Origin of the sequence: Thalassotalea fonticola (genome assembly GCF_032911225.1) — a bacterium.
Classification (GTDB): domain Bacteria; phylum Pseudomonadota; class Gammaproteobacteria; order Enterobacterales; family Alteromonadaceae; genus Thalassotalea_A; species Thalassotalea_A fonticola.
Genome location: NZ_CP136600.1, coordinates 2,030,447 through 2,053,015, shown reverse-complemented (window position 1 = coordinate 2,053,015; position 22,569 = coordinate 2,030,447). Strand labels below are relative to the sequence as shown.

Sequence of the window (22,569 nt, the reverse complement as noted above, 5' to 3'; positions counted from 1 at the left end):
ACCGGTCTAATTAAAAACGAACGCTACTTTTTGTATACTTTAGCTTTTGGCTCTTTTAATTCCGTTTTGCTGTCATGCATAATGTCGCGGTATTCCATTTTCTTCGATTTCTCTTTTTTGAAAGCTTCAATGCGAGACTCGATAATACGACGTGGGTAGTGATTGTTGTCTGGGTTTACATCGGCAGTTTCCCAATGCGGGTCAACCGTTACAGACACTAAATTTTTACCTTTTTCAGTAACAATCAACTTGCTTACTGCTTTCGGAGCGCGACGCCAGATTTCAGCTGGAATATGCATAGATTCAGTGCTGCCATCTTCAAAAGTTAAATCTAGTAAAATTGGCATAACTAAACCACCTAGATTTGAGAAGTTAATTACGTAGTAATTTTGGTCTTCACTTACGGCGCGTTCAAAAGCTTTTCGTTCCCAAGGTTCTAGCTTGTTCAACGTTTCTTTATATTTATTACGCTCTTTATTAGTTACAGTCCAGCGGTCATTGTCATCATGAAAATCACGAACATCTTCATTCAGCTCTAACCATGTTTTTACTTTTGCTGCAGTGTTACGATCAACATGTAAAGACGATGGTTTTTCTAAGTGCTCTTGACGACGACGATCAAAATCAATGTCAGGATTTTTAGTATCTAAACGAAGTTTATAAACACTGTCTACTGCAATATCAACGTGATCTGTAGTGTAGAACCAGCCATACCAGAACCAGTCTAAATCAATACCTGAAGCTTCTTCCATGGTGCGGAAAAAGTCAGATGGAGTTGGGCGTTTATTTTTCCAACGAACTGCGTATTCTTTAAAAGCAAAATCAAATAACTCACGGCCCATAATTACTTCGCGTAAAATATTTAACGCGGCAGCAGGTTTAGTGTAAGCATTTGGACCAAGGTTTAATACGCTGTCTGATTGAGTCATAACAGGTACTTGTACATCAGATTTCATATAGCCAATAATATCGCGTGGTTCAACACCCCATGGAATTGTATGATCCCATTCACGGCCAGCAACACCATCTAAAAAGCTGTTTAGACCCTCGTCCATCCAAGTCCATTGACGCTCATCAGAATTAACGATCATTGGGAAATAGTTATGACCAACTTCATGGATTACAACGCCAATCAGAAAGCGTTTCTCTGCCAGAGTATAAGTACGAGAACCATCTTCATGCCATTTTGTACGCGGACCATTGAAGCTGATCATTGGATATTCCATACCGCCAACAGGGCCATTTACACTAATAGCTACCGGGTATGGGTAATCAAAGGTATAACGAGAATAAACATCCATGGTGTGAATTACAGACTCGGTTGAATACTTCTTCCATAAGTCGCCGCCTTCTTTAGGGAAGTATGACATAGCCATTACATGCTCTTGCTCATCGCCGCCTTGTGCGTAGCCTTTCGCATCCCAAATAAATTTACGAGATGAAGACCAGGCAAAATCACGCACGTTTTCAGCTTTAAAGTGCCAAGTTTTAGACTTGTCTGTGCCAGCTTTTTCGTTTTCTAGCGCTTCCTCTTCGCTAACAATAAATACTGGACGCTTAGCTGTTTTAGCTTGTTCTAAACGCTTCCGTTGCTGTTTGGTCAGTACTTTACTTTCGTTTTGTAAAACACCGGTTGAGGCTACGATATGATCCGCTGGTACGGTCATTTCTACGTCGTAGTTACCAAATTCTAAAGTGAATTCGCCGCGGCCTAAAAATTCTTTGTTGTGCCATGCTTCGTAATCTGAAAAAGCGGCTAAACGTGGGAACCATTGTGCTAATAAGAAAATGTCATTACCGCCTTCGCGGGCATCGTCAGGGAAGTGTTCATAACCTGCACGAGCTGAGACAGCGTTTTCTTCTAGAATATTAAAGGCAAAATCAATATTAAAAGTAACGTCATCACCTGCATCTAATGCGTCAACTAAATCTATTCGAGCCTGGCTACCAACTAAGGTTACTTTTAAAGCGTTACCGCGTTTATCGGTTACCTTGAATACATCGTAACCAAGGGTATTGTCAGCATAAAATTGTTGTTTGCGCAGCTCGGCAAAACTTATTTTTGCCGGCTTGCTACCGCTAGGTTTTGTTGTTGCTGGACCACGACGACCAATACCGCCAAAGTCACCCGTTAACTCAGACATAGAGTCTGCTTTAAAACGGTTTTGCTCAAGCTGTAACCAAAGGTACTTTAAACGGTATGGTGAGTTGTTGTGGTACGTAACTGTTTGCTTTGCAGATAAACGGCGATTTTCCTCATCAAGTTGTACTTTGATTTTATAATCAACTTGTTGTTGCCAGTATTCTTTTCCTGGCTCACCCGCGGCGTTACGATAATCGTTTGGCGTTGGCAAAATTTCTTCTAACTGACGAAATTTATCTTCAAAATCGCCTTTGCTTTGTTTTACCACTGTGGCATGCACAGGTGATACGAACAATGCAGTGAATGACGCTGCAATGAATATACTTCTTAAGTTCATTGAATATCCCAAAATGTTGTTAACGGTATTTACGAAATTATTTTAATAGCAATAAATAGCCATTTTTATTAAGCGATACATCATATATGGGGCGAGTGAATAGTCAACAACGGATGGGATAAAATGCAATTATTTGCGTTAAGTTGTAATTAAGTGTGAGGGCTGTTGATTCTTGTAGGCAAAACAATGCTATTTTTCTGTCAATTCGAGGAATAGGGGAACTATAATAGGAATGCTATTTAAATTCTCACCAAGTAAGTAATCAACTATTTATGTCATTAAGCGAAAAATACCAGCAATTAATTAATGACGGCCAGTTAAATGTTGACGATGCACAAAGCAATGCAATTCATTTATTAGAATTATTAAATCAGCATTTAGTCAATCAGCCTAAAGCAAAGTTAAAATTACCGCTCACCAACTTTCCGTGGTTGCAGCGATTTTCTCGGCAACAATCTTTAAAAGGCATTTATTTGTGGGGCAAAGTAGGGCGCGGTAAAACCATGATGATGGATTTGTTTTACCAAAACCTGAATATTGGTCGAAAGCAGCGGATGCATTTTCATCATTTTATGGCACAAACTCACCAACAACTAACTCTGCTTGTTGGGCAAGTTAATCCTTTATCAGTCATTGCAAAAAACTTGGCGAATGAAATAGACGTGCTTTGTTTTGATGAATTTTTTGTTAGTGACATTGGCGATGCCATGATCTTGGCGGGCTTATTTGCAGAACTGTTTAATCAAGGTGTGGTGTTAGTAACAACCTCAAATTGTCAGCCAGAACAGTTATATCGTAATGGCTTACAACGACAAAGGTTTTTGCCTACCATTGATTTGCTCAATAAATACTGTCAGGTTGTTAGTGTCAATGGCGAGAAAGATCATCGCTTACACCAACAAAAATATGCTCGTTATATTTATCCGTTAGAAACGCCGAATAACTTTTTAGAAGAAGAGTTTTACCTACGTACAAATAAAATGTTGGAGCGCGGAAAAATCACAATAAACTCCAGAGAGTTAACTTATATTGGCATTGCCAGTGATACAATATTTTTTGATTTTTCAATGTTATGCAAAGGTGCTCGCAGCCAACTTGATTACATTAGTTTAGCTAAGCAATTTAAATGCATATTTGTGGCTAATGTGCCGCAATTTTCCGGAACCGTGCTTGAACATGTGGTATCTGGCACTGAGGAAGGGTACAGGCGTAGCGAGAATATTTTTACTGGCATGCATTCCAAAGATGATGAAGCCAGGCGATTTATTGCCTTAGTGGATGAGTTTTATGATCAAAATATTGAACTGTTTATTAGTAGCGAAGTAGATATTTTAAAGCTTTATTGTGGTGAAAAGCTGAGTTTTGAATTTGCTCGTTGTGAATCTCGATTGGTAGAAATGCAAAGCGAACATTATCCGCAGAAAACTTAAGTTAAAATGTAAAAATAAAGTAACATTACATAACAAAAGCTTACTTGCTTTAAGTGTAATGACTATGGTCTCATACTGATATGAATAGTTAGCCTATTTAAATTAAATGATAAATTTGTCCAAGGTGGTAAGTGCGTGTCCGATATTATCGATATTTGTGATTTAAAATTTTCTTGGCATGAACAAGCCGACTTCGAATTTAACATTGACAAATTTACCGTCCATAAAGGTGAAAAGTTGTTTTTACGCGGCCCCAGTGGCAGCGGTAAAACAACACTACTGAGCTTATTATGCGGCGTTATTTCAGCTAATTCTGGTCAGTTAAGCATGCTAGGAAAAAACTTAACCCAAATGTCGCCCACTAAACGAGACCAGTTTAGAGCGGATCATATCGGGGTCATATTTCAAATGTTTAATTTGATCCCATACCTTACGACCATTGAAAACGTAATATTATCGTGTAGTTTTTCGCCACTGCGTAAATCTCGCGCCTTAAAAAATTCTGAATCGCTAGAAGCTGAAGCGTTAAGATTGCTATCTCATTTAGACATGGGCGATGCTAACTTATTACACAAACCGGTAAATGAGCTGAGCATTGGTCAGCAGCAACGTGTTGCGGCGGCTCGTGCGTTAATGGGCGCTCCTGAGATTATTATTGCCGATGAACCAACATCATCACTTGATTCTGATCGGTGTCATAGTTTTTTAGAATTGTTATTTAAAGAATGTAAAATTGCTGGCTCTACCTTAGTTTTTGTAAGTCATGATACCCGCTTAAAAGAAGACTTTGATCGCACCGTTATGCTCAATCGTGAAATGCAGGATGAAAACAAAGACATCGTTACTATTTCAACCGAAGGAGCGATGTAATGGCCATTGCAAATTTAGCTCTGAAGAGTTTCAGAAATCGTAAAGTAACGGTATTTCTTACCATATTTTCAATTGCATTAAGTGTCGCGTTATTAATTGCGATTGAAAAAGTGCGCGTACAAGCAAAAGATAGTTTTACCAATACCATATCAGGTACTGATTTGATTGTTGGTGCCAGAACCAGCTCAGTGAATTTATTATTGTCATCTGTTTTCCAAATGGGCACCGCCACCAATGGCATTAAGTACGAATCGTATGAAGAAATAGCCAGTAATAATACCGTAAAGTGGTCAATTCCATTTTCATTAGGGGATTCTCACCAAGGCTATAAAGTGATGGGCACATCGAGTGATTTTTATAATCATTATAAATACGGCAGTAAGCAATCACTGTCTACATTACAAGGAAAATGGTTTGTCGCAACAACTGATGTAGTGATAGGCAATGAAGTTGCGAACAAACTGCAATACCAAATTGGTGATGAAATTATTATTGCTCACGGCGGCGCAGACAGTTATATCCATCATGATAAACAGCCTTTCGTTATATCAGGTATTCTAGCCCCTACCGCGACACCAATAGACAGAACGGTATTTATCAGCCTAGAAGGTATCGATTCATTACATAGTGAACAAAAGAGTATGGCAGTAGGCCATGACCCATTTTTAACACTAGGCTTACCCAAACAAAACAAACTGACTAAAAGTCGGGTGACGGATACTCATGACTCGCACATTGATGATGAAAAACAATCTAATGATCATGTACCTCATGAACACGATGAGGTACATCATGAACAGCATGATTCACACGAACATGCCTCTCATGAACAGAGCGTCCATAGTGACAGTTTTGTAGCAGGTGCTCATCATGAGCATGACCATAGTGCCGATACCATTACCGGATTTTACCTAGGTTTAAAGGAACGCCCGCAAGCGTTAACTATGATGCAAATTGTTAATAAATTTAACGGTGAGCCATTAATGGCTATAATGCCTGGCGTCGCCTTATTAGAGTTATGGTCGGTATTATCGATTGTTGAAAAAACCTTATTTGCCGTATCACTGATGGTAGTGCTCATTAGTTTAGCAACTATGCTGATCATTTTATTAAACAGTTTAAATCAACGTCGTAGAGAAATGGCGATACTTAGAGCAATAGGTGCTCGGCCAAGCCATATTTTTTCATTAATGATGGGCGAAGCTTTCGCAATTATATTATCAGGTTTAATGTTAGGAATAGGCTGTTTATATGCCATTTTATTTTCAATAAAACCTTTTATTCTCAATAGCTTTGGTCTTTACTTAGAGTTAGGCATGCCATCTGTTCAAGAATGGACATTGCTTGCGCTTGTTGGCGGTGCAGGATTATTAATAAGCTTATACCCTAGTATGCAAATTTATCGATATGCGTTATCTGATGGCATGTCAATTCGAAGTTAATCTCAATGTTTTATAAAGGTTGTAAAATGAAGAATGTTTTTTCCATATTTTCTATTGTTAGCCTGCTGTTTAGTAGTGCCGTTTTTGGTAAAGAAGTGCAGCAAGTGAGTTGGTCAACACTAAATGAACACGTACAAACCAAAGAAATAGAAAACCCTTTTGAAAACTTAGAAATTGAACAAATTCGTATGTTACAACAGGTTGCTATTGTTGATGATATCACTGCTAGTGGCCAGGAGATTGATGAAGAGTCTAAAAAACTCGCTGATACCGCTCGAAAAACGTTAACCGAACAAGGTATCGACATTAAATCGATGTTTAAAATACGAGAAGAAATTATCACTCAACGTGAAATGGAGTTTCAGTCAACTAACCCTGCCTTAGATAACCAGAATATTGAAATGTCAGGTTTTCTCTTACCGTTAGAGTTTGAAGGCAAAAAAATTAAAGAGTTTTTACTTGTTCCTTATGTTGGTGCTTGTATCCATGAGCCGCCACCAGCGCCAAATCAAATCGTTTATGCCAAATTACAAACCCCAATAGAGCCCCCTACATTAAGCATGTTCACCGCGATAAAAGTTAATGGCTTGATGAAAAGTGAGTTAGTTTCACCTGAATTAAACCTAGTTGATGGCGCAAAACAAATACCGACAAGCTATACATTAACCGTTGATAGTGTTGAATTTATTGAACCCAATAAATAGTTATTCAACCGAAATAAGCTAATAAGATGTCGCCTATACAAACTCAAAACTTAATTATTAGATGTGTAAACGCAGATGATGCCGCATTTATTTTAATACTGTTGAATGAACCAAGTTTCATCACCAATATAGGTGACAAACAAGTTAGAACATTATCGGATGCGCTCAACTATATAAAAACAGGCCCGCAGCAAATGTATAAAGACTTTGGCTTTGCTTTACACATTGTTTGTTTAAAAGGCTCCAATAAGCCGATTGGTATGTGCGGGTTACTAAAAAGAGATACCTTACCTGAACCAGATATTGGCTTTGCTTTTCTAGAGCTATATAGCGGTAAAGGCTATGGCTATGAGTCGGCGAAAGCTGTATTAGACTTTGAAGTGCAAGATAAACAACTAAAAACCGTACTCGCCATAACTGCAGTCGATAATCCAGCGTCTAGAGCATTATTATTAAAATTGGGCTTTTCGTTTAACAAGCAAGTGCAATTAGAAGGTATGGATAAGGACAGTAATTTATATCAATTAACTAATTAACATGGCCAATAGTGCAAAGGAGAAGATAATGAAAGCGCCTAAAATATCACGCAATTTATTAAGCGGCATAACTGCATTGTCTTTTATTTTATCAACAGCGGTGAATGCCGATCAAAAAGCAATTGATGAGGACAGTAAAACCGCTACCATTAACTTATCCGAGCAAGATCTAGAAGCCCTAAAACTTGGCAAACAAATTCTAGCGATTCAACAAGCCTTAAATAATCCAACCGATCCAAATTCCATTCACAAAGTTACTGCACTAGGCTGGGATCAACGGTATTACGTAATGGTTAGAGGCTGGCTAGTACAAAGGTTACAAGCAGACCAAAGTGCTTATACTGGTAGCCAAGCACAAACTCATTTAGGTGAGCGCATTGAGTTTTTAAAACTTGCTATTCGGACTATTGATTTAGAGTAAGGGAATTAATAGTAAGCTTAATATATTGGCAATAGAAATATTATTTTAATATGCATTGATTGGTCATTTTATTATGAATTTCATAGGCTTGTTCAATTAAAATGCGACTAAAATTATAATCTTTATATCTCTTGGAAGGAGCTGAGTTAAGTAGTTTTGTTGCTTTTGCTATTTCTTCATTCTGGCCCCCCATGTTTAATTTATCAAAAAGTTTGGTAACCCCATCTTGCCCCTGAGAGCAGATACTTTCAAAAGAAATAAATTTAATGCCATTATTGGTTAAAATGTGTTTGTAGGCACTAATCCAGTATGACAACCAATAATCTACGTCACTAGTTGAATACTGTTGTTGGTAAAACTCAAAGCCGTTAAATGCTATCGGCTTATGCAGTAAACCAAATTCAAAATGGCCAATATCCTTCATATATTGATATGAGAACTTGTCAATTTTATGTTGATGTTGGAACTTTTGATGTTGCCTAAATAAGGAAATTGCTTGTTCTAAGGGGTCTCGGAAAGGAACAATGATCTGGGCATCATTAAACAGAGATTGAATAAGCGGGATCCTTGCTACATTAACATTATTTTTGGAAATATAATTAAATCCATCTTGTGGTTGCAATGCTTTCAAATAAATAATTTTTTTAATCTGATTAAAGTATGATTTATTAAAGTCATTGTTTATTTCAGCTTCGTGCCACAACTTTATATTTTGTTGGCTGTAATGGTCGCCATAAAATTTTAGCCAAAATACCTCGTCAAAGGCTTCAGGGCTATCGAAATTTATCTTTAAGCCATCGCCGTGTGCTCTTTCTTTAAGTTGTGTTTGTGTACTAAAGGCTTGTGAAAACTTATTCCATATTATTGGACTGTGCAGAAAAGGCATTTCACGATATGTATAACTAACGTTGTTACTTATTTGGTTTAATAAATTGAGCAATATAGATGTGCCAGCTCTAGGTAATGATGTGATAAAAATGGGGGAGGTGATTTTTATTTGTTGGTATTCCTCAAAAAATAAACTTTTCTCTATATCAATAAATAAATTTTGTAAGCTAGCTGAATTAAAGGCTATTTTATGTAAGGTCCTAGTTAGCAAGTTATACGAAGGTCTACTTTGCATAATTACTTCGACTTAAGTTTGTTTAATAGTTGAGTGAAAATCAGTACCGCTATTATGCTTATCAATATGACATCATAGCGAAGAGAAAAAGTATAAAACTCTTCTTCCGTAATTATTTTATAATGATTTGATATCAAGTATGGGATAGCTGATATGGTGATAACCAATAAAAATTTAATTAAAACTGTAAGTCCGAGAATGAATAGCTGTTTTGATGCTTCTTTACTTGCTAGCTCTTTTCTATCATCTGAAATCTGTGAATTTGAAATTATTTTAAAAGATTGAGTTATGGTTGAAAATATTTCCGGAAAAGTATGAAACACTTTAAATAAATAACAAGTAAGACTAAAAACTAAAACAACTGAAGTATAAATAAGCAATATTTCCATAAGTTAACCCTTATGTTTCTTGTTTAAGTTTATTTTTTTCAGTCTCTTCCTCAGGAGTACCTTTAATTCTCCTATAAATTTTTTTCATTGGATACCAAAGTAACCCAAAAAACATTAAAATAATTGCACCTAAAAAAGCAATCACAGTGCCTATTGCTGATAAGCCTGAACCAGGTCCAACATAGCCATAAGCAGGTAATGACATGGCTATTAAAGCCAATAATAAAAATGTAAATTTCATTTCAAACTCCATGTTTAGCTTTTATAAAGTAAAGTCTATTTTCGGGGACAATTCCAATCTTGAACAGTAAAAAAGTCATTAGAGATGCGCTCACTGCTTTCGATTAAAGAAGCATATTCTTCATCATAAGGTAGGACAAAATCCCAAACTATTTCGCCATCAGCGGTTATTTCAAACACTCTACCGGCCCTACTTTCGGTAATAAGAATATTTCCGTTTTCCAACTGCTGATGCGTTCCCATTATGTCGGTGTAAAAACTTGGTTGGCCCACTTTAGGATAAACAATCCAAGATTCTTCTGTTTCCGGATCTAATTCAATTAAGTTGCTTCCTGAGGGGCGATTAAAACTAAAGTTTTTTCGAGAATTATTGAATAAACGGATATTTCCTTCAGGTGTGATGTCCGGATCGTGCTGTCTGATCCATTGGCCTTGATGAGACCATTTTATTTCACCGGTAAATTGATCCATTATGATTAATAAATGCATTTGTCTAATTGAAACTAATAAATCGCCACTACTAACGTTTTTAATTTTATTTGCCAACTCTTTCGTTACTAGCTCAATATCATTGATATGGGTTGGCTGAAAGGTGGAGATTAGAAAAGAGTCATAAAGGTGACGTTCAAATCCTGAATTGATTAAACTATTTAGTACTGATAATTCTTTTATTAAATTACCTTCATTATCAAATAATAAAATTAACTGCTCAAATTCATTATTATGTCTTATTTCTTGATCTAGTAACGCCTCTTTGGAAATCAAACCGAGTAATAAATTTTCATCAATTTCATTTATTGCACGATTTGAAGGGATCCAATAATTCCCTTCCGGGGTTTCGGTAATGACATGATGGTTTTGATAGTTCAAAGTCCACTTCACATCACCACATTTATCTAATTTTGCACTGCCTCTTTCAGAAACGTTTACAACAATCGATCCATCTGAATTTACAATTATACCTTGGGTATGATTATTAAATTCAGACTTGGGAATGGTTTCACTCCTGATGTGTTTTGGTGCAGGCCAAATACTAAAATAATCTATTATCCACTCGTGGAGGACTTTTCCATCTGAACTGAGCAATATTGCTTTATTTCCACCCGGAAAATAGCCCTGAATTACAGTCATTCCATCGAATATTTTACTCTTGTTTATGTTGACTACACCTTCGCCAGTGTAGGATGATTTTATCAGTAAATTAGAGCGTTGTTGAAACAGCTCGGAAAAAAACTTAACGCTCGATATGTATCCTTCTTTTAAATAGGGAAATGGCCCAGACTCAAAACTAGCAGATATGCCGCCAGAAACAAAAACGAGTATAATTAAGCTGATCCTGAAAATATGCTGAGAAAAATTGGTTATATTCATTGGGAAAGTTTCTTTTTGCTTTTCTTGATTTTAGTAAATAAATTTAAATTGTCTAATACTTAGCAATTAAAACATCAATTACCGAACGACTCGTATTCGCGATACTTTTGAATTTTCTAGCTTAATTTGTCTTCGTCAAGCTGCTTAGTGGGGCAGAATATCCATAATTTTAAAACTATAAAGTTTATGCTTGGGCTAATGATGCTAATTAAAAATACACTATAATAATTAGGAAATTCCAAACATTTAGTTAATTGAACTATTAAATAGATTTGGATAACATTTAAAACTCCGGTGACCACATACTTAAAAAATATAATCCATGACACACTAAAATTGAAACTCCACAATGTATTCATATAAAAAGAGAAAAAAAAGTTAACAAGAATGCTATTAGATTAGCTTGGAAAGCGAATACACCTAAGTTTTTTATTAAAAGTAATGCAATTAATATATGTAGGAATGTTACACATATACCAACAACGATAAATCTAGTTAATTCGGTAATAGTTTTTTTAGCCATTTTTTAACTATGCAACACATTGACAGACCAATGGGTAATTTCAAATACTTCATTAAGAAAACTTCAAAACTAAATATTGTATAGAAAATTTTGTTGATTAATATAGCGGGCGTATGAACACTAGTAGAAGAAGTCGAAGGTGATATTTTGTCTAATATTCTTGACAATACTGCCAGAGGGAGTAACAAGACATTGAAATATGAAAATTCCTGAATTGTAAAGTTTGTTTGCTCTAACAAATCGACAAGTTTCTTTCTGTCATACCTTCTAAAGAGGTGGAAAGCAGTATCATGTTTTCCATATAAGAGGGGGAGTGCAGGCACTGTTAAAACCAAATGCCTACCGACTTTTAAGCGAGCTTTAATAACTTGTAGTGCTTGTTTGTCTTGTTTCACATGTTCTAGAACATGTGAAACAAATAGCATCAAACAATTTATCTGAAAAAGGCAATTTATATGGAAGATAACCGCTTTCGATTACAGTATCGCTATTTTTTAGCTTCGTAAATTGCGAATGAATTCATTTCAACTGCGTGAACCCTGCCAAATGTTTTAAGCAGTTTTAGATTACCTCCAGGGCCACAACCAATCTCTAATAAATTAGTATTTTTTTTAATTCAATTATGTTTCTCATTCCTTTGAACCACCAGTGGTTATTTGTTGTTCGCACATCGTTTATAGGATGAAAGTTCCATCAAAACCTCAATATTCTTTATCTATTATGAATAATGGCCTTGTTTTAGTTTCAAAATAAATACGACCTATATACGCACCTAAAGCTCCAATACCTATGAGCTGATTACCTCCTAAGAAGAGGACCACAACAACTAACGAGGAGTAACCAGGGACATCGACTCCAGAAAATAAGGTTAGAAATATAATGAAAACCCCATAAATAAAGGATATCCAAGCAACAATTGCACCTATATAAGTCCATATTTTTAGTGGGATAGTAGAAAAGCTAGTTATTCCTTCAATAGAAAAATTCCAAAGTTTCCAGAAGGAAAATTTGGATGTTCCATTTCTACGCACTGCGCGAGAATAGGTAACGGTCGTTGAATTTAATCCGACCCAAGAAAACAACCCCTTCATAAACCTTTGACGTTCTGGCAGTTTATTAATCTCTTCTACAACTCACCGACCCATTAACCTGAAATCACCAACATTGGCTAGAATTTTATGGTCCGCCAGTTTGTTGTGTATTGCATAAAAAAGTTGGCTGTCATTATTTTTTTAAAACTATCTTTGTTTCTATCGCTTCGTTGGGCCAAGACAATATGATATCCAACGTTCCATTATTTCAAATAATTGTACAATGACTTGCGGCGGGTCTTGTAGAACAACATCTATGGGAATTACAGCCCCTCCTTTAGCAAGATTAAGCCCTGCGGTTAATGCCGCTTCTTTGCCAAAATTTCGGGAAAATCTTATTATCCGTATATTTTCATTTTCTTTTTTAGCGTTAATTAATATTTTTAATGAATGAGCTGTAGAACCATCATCAATGAAAAATAGTTCAAGTTGCAACTTATGACAGTCTACGAATTTTTAATATGACTTAAAAAGGTCTCAATACTATCTTCCTCGTTATAAACTGGACAAATTAAAGTAATCAAATTGAAATATCCCTTTTTCTGATAAATACCACGTACTTCTTCGATTTGAAGAAAGAAACTTTTAAATCTGATAATTCATAATTTTTTAGTATTTGTGATAAATTGTCATGCCTTGAAAAAAAATTTAAATAGTTGAAATCATCATGGCTATAACTAAGTTTTTCACTCACATCTATGATTATAGCTTCGGGTTTACTTTTGGTAATCTCTCTAGCAATCGTCGAGGTTACGAATAATTTAATACTTTCAATATTTGATAATTTATTCTTAGTTATTAAATGTGGATAACGTTCAGCAAAATCTATTGCTGGAAGTGGCCACATAGCTGGAAAACCTGAGCTCCAATTCGCATGCGTGTAATTACTTATAAAAGAAGAAGGCCATACGTTTGTGGATAAAACATAGATATTCTTGTTAAAAAAGTGCTGGTTAATCACTCGTTTTGTTGTTTCCAAATGATCTAATTTTAATGTTTTTAAACTAGGAGGTGCTCCATTTACCAGCTCAGTTAGTTTATTATTCCGGTTAATAATCGTATTTATATCGAATAAAAAAATTGAAATCCATAATGTTAATATGAGAAATTTAAATTTATTTTGAATATGTATACTTCCCTTGAATTGAAAAATATAAAACATTGTAGTCAATAAAAACATAATGCTGAGTACTATGTTGAATGGCAAAATTTGGTAGTTAAAATGCGATTGAAGTAGAAAGCTTAGCAATGCCCCTAAAGTTAACGAGTGTCCATAAAACAAAATATCTTGATTTCTTTTTCCTTTAATTTTAAATGCTATAAAAAATAATATTATCCAAATAAAAAATTTTTCGGGTAGACCAAAATGACTTAATGGTATTCCATAAGTCCAATAAGTCGCTTTACCAAGCGGAATCATCAATTCAATATATGCTCTTTCAAAATATAATATGTAAATTAAAAATGTTAAGCAAAACCCTAGCATAGATAAAAATTCAATAGAAAACATGCGTTTAAGGTTTTTGTTTTTATAAAGGAAAAATAATTCAGTAAACAGTGGCAAGAATAGTAAGTAGGGTTTTAAACAGAGACCTACCCCTGCCAATACACCTATAATTACGGACTCTAGAAGATTTGTTTTTAAAATTTGAGTGTGAATAATATATCGGTAAGTTAAATAGGGTAATAAAAAAACAAATGCTATATGGTCTCTTTGACCGAAATCATACATAGGTAAAATAAAGAGCAATAATATCACTATTGTAGTAATTAATGCTTTCTGTTTTTCAAAGGTAGGAAGGTTTAAGATGATTTTTAAAAAGAAAAAACTCGGTATACAAATCAGTAAAATTAAATAAAGTTTTATAATTATTATTACCGATGATATTTCCAATAATTCGGTTAAATAAACAATTGGACTGAAAATAATAAAAATCAACGGTGGATTTACTTCTATTATTTCAGAGTACAATGCAGCACCACTTAACCACTTTTTCGTTGCAAGAAAAAGCCATCCTGTATCGTGATTTAATAGGAATTCGAAATTTAAAATTATAGCGCTAAACAAAGTTAAAAGTGGAATTAACCATATAGCTGATTTAATTTTAAAGAAACTTTTACTAATGTAAATCCTGAATTTTTCTTTTATTAATATCATTAATGTATTGTTAAATAACATCTGTTATCCAAATGATAGTATATAAAATTAATTAATAAAAAAATTAATAAACAATTAATAAAAAATTAATAAAAACAGGGGGACATAGAGAGCACCGGTATCGAGTTTTTATGTCTAATTATTACTCTCAGGAGTTCATTTTCATAGTTTTTATCTGTAATGATTTAGTCTGCGTGAGCTATATGATCTATTATTATTGAAGCAGCTTTACTATCATGAACCTCACCCCCTGCAATATCAAAATCACCCTGATTTAAATTTGACCGCAGAGGTTTAATTGATTTGGCCACCTAAATAGTACCCTGATTTTAGTTGTTTTTTGTAATATAGGTTTTATGACATATTTCAGAGTCATCGAATAATGTATCTCTTGCGTAATGTTCACAAAATAATTTTTTCATGTGATTAATTGGAGCTTTAACGTCTTCCTCATTTTTACCTATTGGTAACCATTGCCGTTTTTTGATATCAACTAAGATAAAGCCTTTATATTCTGGAATAAAAGCTAGTTGCCAGTCTTTATAATAAATAGATCGATGTTGCATTTTTATAAAGTCTTTATATGCAGTTTTTTTTAATTCAAAAAAGCCATTTTTTGCAACGGTATAATTACCTAAGTTTTCGTACAAAACTTTATCGGTTTTAATAAAGCTGGTATCAAGAAGTTTTGATGGCTTTGAAGAATTTACAAAAAGTACTCTTTCAGAGTTTACTTGCAGGTTATTGTTGGGCAAAGGAATACCTTGAAACTGTTCATTTTGTTTAAAACCGAGTTTTTTATAAATACTTGGTACAATATCTATGATAGAAAAGTTACCTGTAATGATTTGATTTTTATTTATCAGTTTCCCGTCTTTGTAATGGCTAAAAGCCAATAATATATTTGCTTGAGTTTGATCTAACACATTGGTAGCGTGTCCCCATGAATTTACTTTGATTGGTAAACCTTCAAATTCAGTCTTTTGTGGTGAAAGTTTATATTTTTCCATGTTAAATCCATCACCATGATCTGAAAAAACAAACACTAATGCATTATCAAGATAGCCATTGTTTTTAAGCTTAGTAATAACGGTTTCAAATTGTTTATCTAACTTTTCTAACAATGATAAATACAAAAAGTGATTATGGTTACCCTGCCATTTTTTTGGATCAACGTTGATAAACTCTTTTGAAGTATAAGGCCAGTGAAGCATGCAAAAATGAATGGACAAAAAGTTTGGTGTGTTAGCGTTTAATGCATTAAGGCTTTCATTAATGAATAATTCAGAATTGTACGTTTTGCCATTCCCCCTGTTTATAAACATGAAAGGCAATAAATATCGACCAAAACGAGTATGGGAAAGCAAATTTAAAATTGGAATATCAGCAACCCTATTTGTTAATTGATCTGCAAATCCAATTTTTGGTCCTATTGCATTGTCGAAACCATAACTTTCATCAATGTGATTAAACCTTCTTTCATCTAAAGCGAATGTCGTAGTGTACCCTTGTCTTTTTAATTGCTTGAGCAGTTCTATATCTTTATTAATAAGTTCTGCTGGAGTAAGGTTAAATCGACCATCATGGGTATTTGGATATTGGCTTTTTAATAAACTGAACCATGAAACAAATGTCCTTGGCAACGTTGTGTAGCTTTTATCATATATAATGGATTGTTCCAAAAATGTATTTAAAAAAGGGGTGTAGTCAACTTGTTGTTGCTTGTAGCTAAGGTGATCGGGCCGAAGAGCATCTAAGCCAATCAGAATAATATTAGGTTTGTTGGTGGTTGAGTTGTCAAATTTATCTATTTGGTAAATTGGCGGCGTTAAACACCATATTAATAACGAAATGGCGACTAACATCTTCTTCCACTGCTTATCTATTAACAGTCCTTTTATAAAGAAATATGCAATAATTAGCCCCAATACAGTAATAATGATTGGCTGACTGAGTATTGATAGTCGATAAATACTAACGACTGATGTGGGGTAAAGGTAGGAGTTGGCTAACAGGACAAAATTAAAATGAACGAAAATAATCATCAACCAAAATTTAGTTTTTAAAGTGTCATCAGCCGTTTTGGTGAAGAATGACTTGCAGCTTATCGTTATTATCAATGCCCAGATCAAATGGACAATCAAGAAGGTAAGTGAAAAAAATAAAAGATCTGCAACTAAACCAGTTGTTAAAAATGCGGATGCATATTTGTGCTGTAATATTGTAACCATTGATAATTCAGTCACAGGATGTATATAACTTCTATAAACAAAACATAAAATTAGAAAAAGCAGTAAAAATGCAATTGTTCTAAAATAGGTTCTGGTTAAGGTGATCTGCTCATTCATTGTTATTTTTTACTGCTTTAGGCTTCTGCTCAGCCTCTATAATTTGAAATTCTTGAAAATTAGAAATTAGATAATCGTTATTCTTTGAAGCAGGCCAGTCACCAGCATAAAGATATCTATTGGCAGAGAAAATCATCGGATCTTCAGCCTGCTGTAATGAAAGTTTTATTCGTATATTTTGATAAGTGTAGTAAATTAAAGGTAGCAGCAATATAAGGAGTATTGCTGATAATCCTTTAGATATTAAAAGATCTTTTTGGAGATTACTTTTAGATTCCATTCCACCAACTAGCGTTATTTATTATTTAATATTAACTAAAGTCTAGTATAGAAAATGAAATGTTGATGAGTATATTTAAAAAACATCAACCGATAATAAGTTACGCTAATATAAACACTGGGAATGCTAGGGAAATTCTATGTTGCGTCAATAGTATAAAGTTTTCCATAATCATCACCTCCATAGAGAAAACGTTAACGATTTGGACAATGCCAAACATCAACATTAAAAAAATCATTTTCAAGCTTAACCGAGCTCGTTATTAAGGGAGCGTATTCTCCATCAAAAGGTAATATAAAATCCCAAACAATTTCGCCCTCAACTGTTATTTCAAAGATTCTTCCTGCTCTGCTTTCAGTGATTAAAATATTGCCATTCTCTAACTTCTTTTGTGCGACTGTAGTTTAAATATAATGATATTATACGGAGTTTTTGTTTGAGAATATCCAAAATTTCAAGCTTAAAAAGCTAATGATTGGGCTGAGGATGGCTATGCCATAAACACTATAGACTACGGGAGTTTTCAATACTTCATTAATACTAACTATCGTATAAATGAGGAGAAAGTTTAATAGCGCAACAATCGAAAATTTATAGAACTTGTTAAATGCCAAAGTCGAAGAAAAACTCCATTTAGAATTCATAATATAAGAAAATAAAAAGGTGCTTATAAAAGCAAATAAATTAGCTTTTAATGGCCGAGCATCTAGCACTTCGATGGCAGAAATTGCGATAACAATATGTACGGAGGTGGACATTAAGCCGACAATTATAAATCTGATAAGCTCTTTATAACTGTTTTTAACCATTTTTTTTGGCCGCACAAAACATCGAAAGACCAAGTGGTAATTTCAAATATTTCATCAAAAATACTTCAAAACTGAATATTTTAAAGAACATTTTATTGATTAAAGCGGGAGGGCTGTTAAGGCCAGTAGAATCAGCTCTCTTCAGTGTTTTATCTAAAAGACGAGCGAACATCGCTAACGGCAGTAAAAGAGTATTAAAGTATGACAACTCCTGAATAGTAAAATCTGCTTGTTCCAACAATTTGATAAGCTGCTGTTTGTCGTACCGTCTATAGTGATGCAGAGCGGTGTCGTGTTTCCCATAGATGAAAGGAAGCGCGGGAACTGTTATCATCAACTGTCCACCAGCTCTTAAGCGAGTATTGATAACCTGTAGCGCTTGCTTGTCTTGTTCCACATGTTCCAAGACATCGAATAAACAAATGATATCAAATGGTTTATCTGGAAAGGGTAAATCATCTGGCAAACTGCCTCTTTCGATTAAAATATCAGAGTGTTTTTTCGCTTCATTAATTGCGTATGAGTTCATTTCAACGGCAAAAACATTTCCAAATTTTTTGAGCAGTTCAAGATTACCACCTGGGCCACAACCTATCTCTAACAATTCTGGTTGTTTCTTAAACGAGTGCTTTTTTAAAAAAAACTCGATTATTTTTCGCCGGCCTTTGAACCACCAATGATTTTCTTGCTGCTCACACATTTTCTTGTAGGATGACAGTTCCATACAAACCTTAATACTCTTTATCAATAATGAATAGTGGCCTGGCTTTAGTTTCTAAATAAATACGACCTATATACTCACCTAAAACGCCAATGCCGATTAGCTGTATCCCTCCTAAAAACAAAATTACAACCATTAATGATGAGTAGCCAGGGACTTCAACCCCTGAAAATAGCGTCAGAAATATAATAAAAATCCCATAAATAAAGGATATCACAGCAACGATTGCACCTATATAACTCCATATTTTTAGGGGAATTGTAGAAAAACTGGTTATTCCCTCAATGGCAAAATTCCAAAGTTTCCAGAAGGAAAACTTAGATGTACCATTATTACGCTCTGCGCGAGAGTAGGTAATGGTTGTTGAATTGAAACCGACCCAAGAAAATAACCCCTTCATAAACCTTTGACGTTCTGGTAGCTTATTTATCTCTTCTACAACTCGCCGATCCATCAGTCTAAAATCACCAACATTAGCTGGAATTTTATGATCAGCCAGTTTGTTGTGTATAGAATAAAAAAAGTTGGCAGTTATTCTTTTTAAAAAACTATCTTTTTTTCTATCGCTTCGTTTTGCCAATACAATTTGATATCCAGCGTTCCATTTTTCAATTAACTGAACAATTACTTGAGGAGGGTCTTGTAAATCAACATCTATAGGAATTACAGCCGCCCCTTTGGCAAAATTAAGCCCTGCGGTTAATGCAGCTTCTTTACCAAAATTTCTGGAGAACCTTATTATGCGAATATTGTCATTTTCTTTTTTAGCATTAATTAAAACTTTTAAAGAGTGATCTGAAGAACCATCATCAATGAATAACAGCTCAAGCTGTAAATTATGACAGTCGATGAGCTTTTTAATGTGAATTAAAAAGCTCTCAATACTCTCTTCCTCGTTGTAGATGGGACAAATTAACGAGATCAAACTAAAACTCCCTTTTTTATAATAAGTACAGTGTGCTTTCTTAAATTAAAAACGAAAACTTGTAAATATGACACTTCCACGTTTGTATGAATGATACATTTTCATGCTTAAAAACATTCATTGGCTAAAGCTTATTGAGTATCATCTAGAAATTGAAAGCAATAATTTTAGCTTGCGGATGTTCGAGTTTCAGTGATTTATTCCATCGCCGTGTTTCTGAAACCTATAATTTAAAAAATTCATTATTTCTTCAAATACTAGTCGATATTAAATTTTTGTAAAAATATTATCCTTAGTTTAGCTTTTTAAGAAACAAACTAGCTGTCCTGAAAGTTACCACTTTTAAACTAGTAGCAATCATAGCTTAATGTGAATAGTCGTTTATTGTCCCATCAGTTTGTTGCATAAGTAAAAAGTAATAAGCAAGATTCTAAATAGTGCTATATTTACATCGATAGGCTAACGCATTTAAAGATGTCTGCTAACTAAAACTATTTTTTACTATCTATATTGCTCAAACAAGCCTAAATAATGATTACAAATTTTGTTTACGTGCATACCCTATAGTTTTTCAAAGTTGCTTTTTAAGTGGAGAGACCAGGAGGTCGTTTCTAACATGATTCAATGGCAATCAGCAGAATGGCTGACAGCGGAGCGGTTAAAAATATATCCCCGTTTAATTTTTGTCCTATATGTTATAGGTATTATCAGCTGGGTGATGCTTGCTACTGACAATATTGATTTAAAGGGGCGCTACTTAGGTGCGGATTTTATTAGCTTTTATGCCGCTGGAAAACTTGCTTTACAAGGGCATGGGGCTTTAGTTTATGATGTGGCTACCCATTATCAAATGGAGCTAGACATTATAGGTGTGCAGGGATTCGAAATGCCTTTTTTATCATTTAGTTATCCGCCAACATTACTTATTTTACTTGCTCCTCTGTCAACATTACCTTACTTTTATGCGTTTTTAGTATTCCAGTTATCTAGTCTTATATTTTTTATATTGATGATTAAAAAGCTTATCAATTGTAACGAAGGCATTATGTTATGCCTTGCTTTTCCAGCAGTTTTTTTAACGTTTTGTTATGGTCAAAATGCACTGTTAAGTACCGGGTTGATGGCCGGTGCTTTATTCTATATTGATCGCAAACCTCTCCTATCAGGCCTGCTAATTGGTTTATTGACATTCAAACCTCATCTAGGAGTGTTAATTCCATTAGTCTTGATGCTCACCGGTCGATGGCGAGTTTTTCTTGCCGCTAGCCTGACGTTTGTCTCTTTGGTTTTGATTTCATCTTTAGCGTTTGGCATTGAAATTTGGCAAGGTTTCTGGGGGGGGAAAGAGCTGGTAAAAAGAATTTTACATGATGAATTGGTACCTTATAGCCTTATGCAGAGCATGTTTACAGGAGTACGTTCAATGGGGACAGGGATCGTCATTGCCTATGCATTACAAGCTTTGATAGCATCTGTTTCTGCAGTATGTGTGCTTTGGATTTGGTCCTGTCAAGTGGATATGCGATTGAAAATAGCAGCATTTGCCATTGGGACACTGATGATTTCTCCCTACCTGCTGAATTATGATCTTATGATTCTTTCCATTTCAATTGCTTGCCTTGCGAGCTACTCTCTTGAATTTGGCTTCCGGCATGGCCTGATTAATCTGCTTTGTTTGAGTTGGATCTCACCAATTATTGTTCGAACATTGAATTCCACCATTCCATTTCCTTGGACGCCACTATTGCTTTCTGTCATTTTATATCAAATTTTGATGATAACAAGGCGGGTTAATTTCAATTCGAATAAGCTGAACACAATTGAAGTGCTCAAGTAAATTTTTCACTATCCATCTGTTCATAAATACAAATTTTCGCCAAACAGGTATAGCCTAGGTAGCTATATCTATAATTACAAAAGTGGAAATAATAACATTGTATTAGTTATTGTTAATCTTTGAGGGGGGCAAATACTTATGAATCGACCATAAATAGAGGCAAATGATAAAAAAACTAGTAATTAATAAATTAACCCCTATCGCGGCAAATAAATCTGGTGCCTTCATAAAGGTACTCATTAATGATTCTTGATAATAGAAAAACCACTGATGATTATCTGGAAATACTACAGTGTGCAAATAATAGAAAATTTTCTTAAAACCAAATATTACAAAACTTACAGTAAGTACAACAATGCTAGCAACCAGTGCCTGAATTTTTAATTTATTATTAGGCATGGATATTTTTCTCTGCATATATAACAAACTGAATATTATCAAAGGTAATAAGTTCACTAACCAAACTATTCTAAGCGTATCCACCAAATTGCTCACATCTTGTAAATGTATTACTTCACTTTGCGTAAATAATTTTGTCTGTTTACTCGAAGTGTAATATTCAATATTTGCTAAATTCTCACCTTGATTGTTAATAGCTATAACTACCTGTTCAAATAACTCATAGTGTTGGTTTTTATCAGTGTTTACAAAATCTTGTTTTTGATATTTATTTTGCGGAGCATATTTTTTGATGTGTGCATTAATATCAAGCACTTCATACCAAAACGGGTAAGTGAAGTTTACGCTTTTATTGAGTTGCCAACTTAGCCCAAATGAAAATAAGAGTATTGAAATGCAAAAGCAAAGCCAAGCTAAAGTAATTAAATTTTTCATATCAATGGGAGATTATTAAAGTTAAACAAATTATAAC

20 protein-coding genes are annotated in these 22,569 nt (G+C 34.4%); 7 read left to right on the top strand and 13 right to left on the bottom strand.

The window, feature by feature from the left end:
• Nucleotides 1-23 precede the first annotated feature (23 nt).
• Complete coding sequence (locus RI844_RS08345) at nucleotides 24-2,480, bottom strand: M1 family metallopeptidase (protein ID WP_348397987.1); 2,457 nt, start codon at nucleotides 2,478-2,480, stop codon at nucleotides 24-26.
• A gap of 272 nt (nucleotides 2,481-2,752) precedes the next feature.
• Between RI844_RS08345 and zapE the strand changes: the two genes are divergently transcribed.
• The 6 genes from zapE to RI844_RS08315 all read left to right on the top strand — a co-directional run bounded on the left by zapE (nucleotide 2,753) and on the right by RI844_RS08315 (nucleotide 7,883).
• Nucleotides 2,753-3,910, top strand: a complete 1,158-nt coding sequence (gene zapE, locus RI844_RS08340; protein ID WP_348397986.1) for a cell division protein ZapE — start codon at nucleotides 2,753-2,755, stop codon at nucleotides 3,908-3,910.
• 144 nt (nucleotides 3,911-4,054) lie between these two features.
• Nucleotides 4,055-4,780 (top strand): ABC transporter ATP-binding protein, encoded by a 726-nt coding sequence (locus RI844_RS08335; RefSeq protein ID WP_405054482.1) that lies wholly within the window; start codon nucleotides 4,055-4,057, stop codon nucleotides 4,778-4,780.
• The gene (locus RI844_RS08330; RefSeq protein WP_348397984.1) at nucleotides 4,780-6,222 is read left to right on the top strand and encodes an FtsX-like permease family protein; all 1,443 of its coding nucleotides are present in this window, start codon (nucleotides 4,780-4,782) and stop codon (nucleotides 6,220-6,222) included. The genes RI844_RS08335 and RI844_RS08330 overlap by 1 nt, the downstream gene beginning before the upstream one ends.
• Nucleotides 6,223-6,248: 26 nt before the next feature.
• Nucleotides 6,249-6,926: a DUF3299 domain-containing protein gene (locus RI844_RS08325; protein ID WP_348397983.1), complete on the top strand. Its 678-nt coding sequence runs from the start codon at nucleotides 6,249-6,251 to the stop codon at nucleotides 6,924-6,926.
• A 26-nt stretch (nucleotides 6,927-6,952) separates the two neighbouring features.
• Nucleotides 6,953-7,462: a GNAT family N-acetyltransferase gene (locus RI844_RS08320; RefSeq protein WP_348397982.1), complete on the top strand. Its 510-nt coding sequence runs from the start codon at nucleotides 6,953-6,955 to the stop codon at nucleotides 7,460-7,462.
• Between the two features lie 28 nt (nucleotides 7,463-7,490).
• Nucleotides 7,491-7,883: a hypothetical protein gene (locus RI844_RS08315; protein ID WP_348397981.1), complete on the top strand. Its 393-nt coding sequence runs from the start codon at nucleotides 7,491-7,493 to the stop codon at nucleotides 7,881-7,883.
• Between the two features lie 40 nt (nucleotides 7,884-7,923).
• Here the strand turns inward: RI844_RS08315 and RI844_RS08310 are convergent, their stop codons facing one another.
• From RI844_RS08310 to RI844_RS08265, 11 genes are all read right to left on the bottom strand, one after another.
• Nucleotides 7,924-9,006 (bottom strand): sulfotransferase, encoded by a 1,083-nt coding sequence (locus tag RI844_RS08310; protein ID WP_348397980.1) that lies wholly within the window; start codon nucleotides 9,004-9,006, stop codon nucleotides 7,924-7,926.
• 2 nt (nucleotides 9,007-9,008) lie between these two features.
• Nucleotides 9,009-9,395, bottom strand: a complete 387-nt coding sequence (locus RI844_RS08305; protein WP_348397979.1) for a hypothetical protein — start codon at nucleotides 9,393-9,395, stop codon at nucleotides 9,009-9,011.
• 10 nt (nucleotides 9,396-9,405) lie between these two features.
• Nucleotides 9,406-9,636, bottom strand: a complete 231-nt coding sequence (locus tag RI844_RS08300; RefSeq protein ID WP_348397978.1) for a hypothetical protein — start codon at nucleotides 9,634-9,636, stop codon at nucleotides 9,406-9,408.
• Between the two features lie 35 nt (nucleotides 9,637-9,671).
• Entirely contained in the window at nucleotides 9,672-11,006 is a 1,335-nt protein-coding gene (locus tag RI844_RS08295) for an arylsulfotransferase family protein (RefSeq protein WP_348397977.1), read from the bottom strand.
• 1,773 nt (nucleotides 11,007-12,779) lie between these two features.
• Nucleotides 12,780-13,055, bottom strand: coding sequence for a glycosyltransferase (locus RI844_RS08290; protein ID WP_348397976.1), 276 nt, complete (start codon nucleotides 13,053-13,055; stop codon nucleotides 12,780-12,782).
• Between the two features lie 85 nt (nucleotides 13,056-13,140).
• Nucleotides 13,141-14,799 (bottom strand): hypothetical protein, encoded by a 1,659-nt coding sequence (locus RI844_RS08285; protein WP_348397975.1) that lies wholly within the window; start codon nucleotides 14,797-14,799, stop codon nucleotides 13,141-13,143.
• A gap of 308 nt (nucleotides 14,800-15,107) precedes the next feature.
• The gene (locus RI844_RS08280; protein ID WP_348397974.1) at nucleotides 15,108-17,126 is read right to left on the bottom strand and encodes a sulfatase-like hydrolase/transferase; all 2,019 of its coding nucleotides are present in this window, start codon (nucleotides 17,124-17,126) and stop codon (nucleotides 15,108-15,110) included.
• Nucleotides 17,119-17,406, bottom strand: a complete 288-nt coding sequence (locus RI844_RS08275; protein ID WP_348397973.1) for a hypothetical protein — start codon at nucleotides 17,404-17,406, stop codon at nucleotides 17,119-17,121. The genes RI844_RS08280 and RI844_RS08275 overlap by 8 nt, the downstream gene beginning before the upstream one ends.
• 419 nt (nucleotides 17,407-17,825) lie before the next feature.
• Entirely contained in the window at nucleotides 17,826-18,215 is a 390-nt protein-coding gene (locus RI844_RS20275; protein WP_405054468.1) for a GtrA family protein, read from the bottom strand.
• On the bottom strand, nucleotides 18,208-18,939 hold the full coding sequence (locus RI844_RS08270; protein WP_348397972.1) for a class I SAM-dependent methyltransferase: 732 nt from the start codon (nucleotides 18,937-18,939) through the stop codon (nucleotides 18,208-18,210). Before RI844_RS08270 ends, RI844_RS20275 begins: the two co-directional genes overlap by 8 nt.
• A gap of 7 nt (nucleotides 18,940-18,946) precedes the next feature.
• On the bottom strand, nucleotides 18,947-19,861 hold the full coding sequence (locus RI844_RS08265; protein ID WP_348397971.1) for a glycosyltransferase family 2 protein: 915 nt from the start codon (nucleotides 19,859-19,861) through the stop codon (nucleotides 18,947-18,949).
• Nucleotides 19,862-20,477: 616 nt separating this feature from the next.
• Here RI844_RS08265 and RI844_RS08260 point away from each other — a divergent pair.
• Complete coding sequence (locus tag RI844_RS08260) at nucleotides 20,478-21,698, top strand: glycosyltransferase family 87 protein (protein ID WP_348397970.1); 1,221 nt, start codon at nucleotides 20,478-20,480, stop codon at nucleotides 21,696-21,698.
• Nucleotides 21,699-21,800: 102 nt separating this feature from the next.
• Here the strand turns inward: RI844_RS08260 and RI844_RS08255 are convergent, their stop codons facing one another.
• Nucleotides 21,801-22,532, bottom strand: coding sequence for a lipoprotein intramolecular transacylase Lit (locus tag RI844_RS08255; RefSeq protein WP_348397969.1), 732 nt, complete (start codon nucleotides 22,530-22,532; stop codon nucleotides 21,801-21,803).
• Nucleotides 22,533-22,569 lie beyond the last annotated feature (37 nt).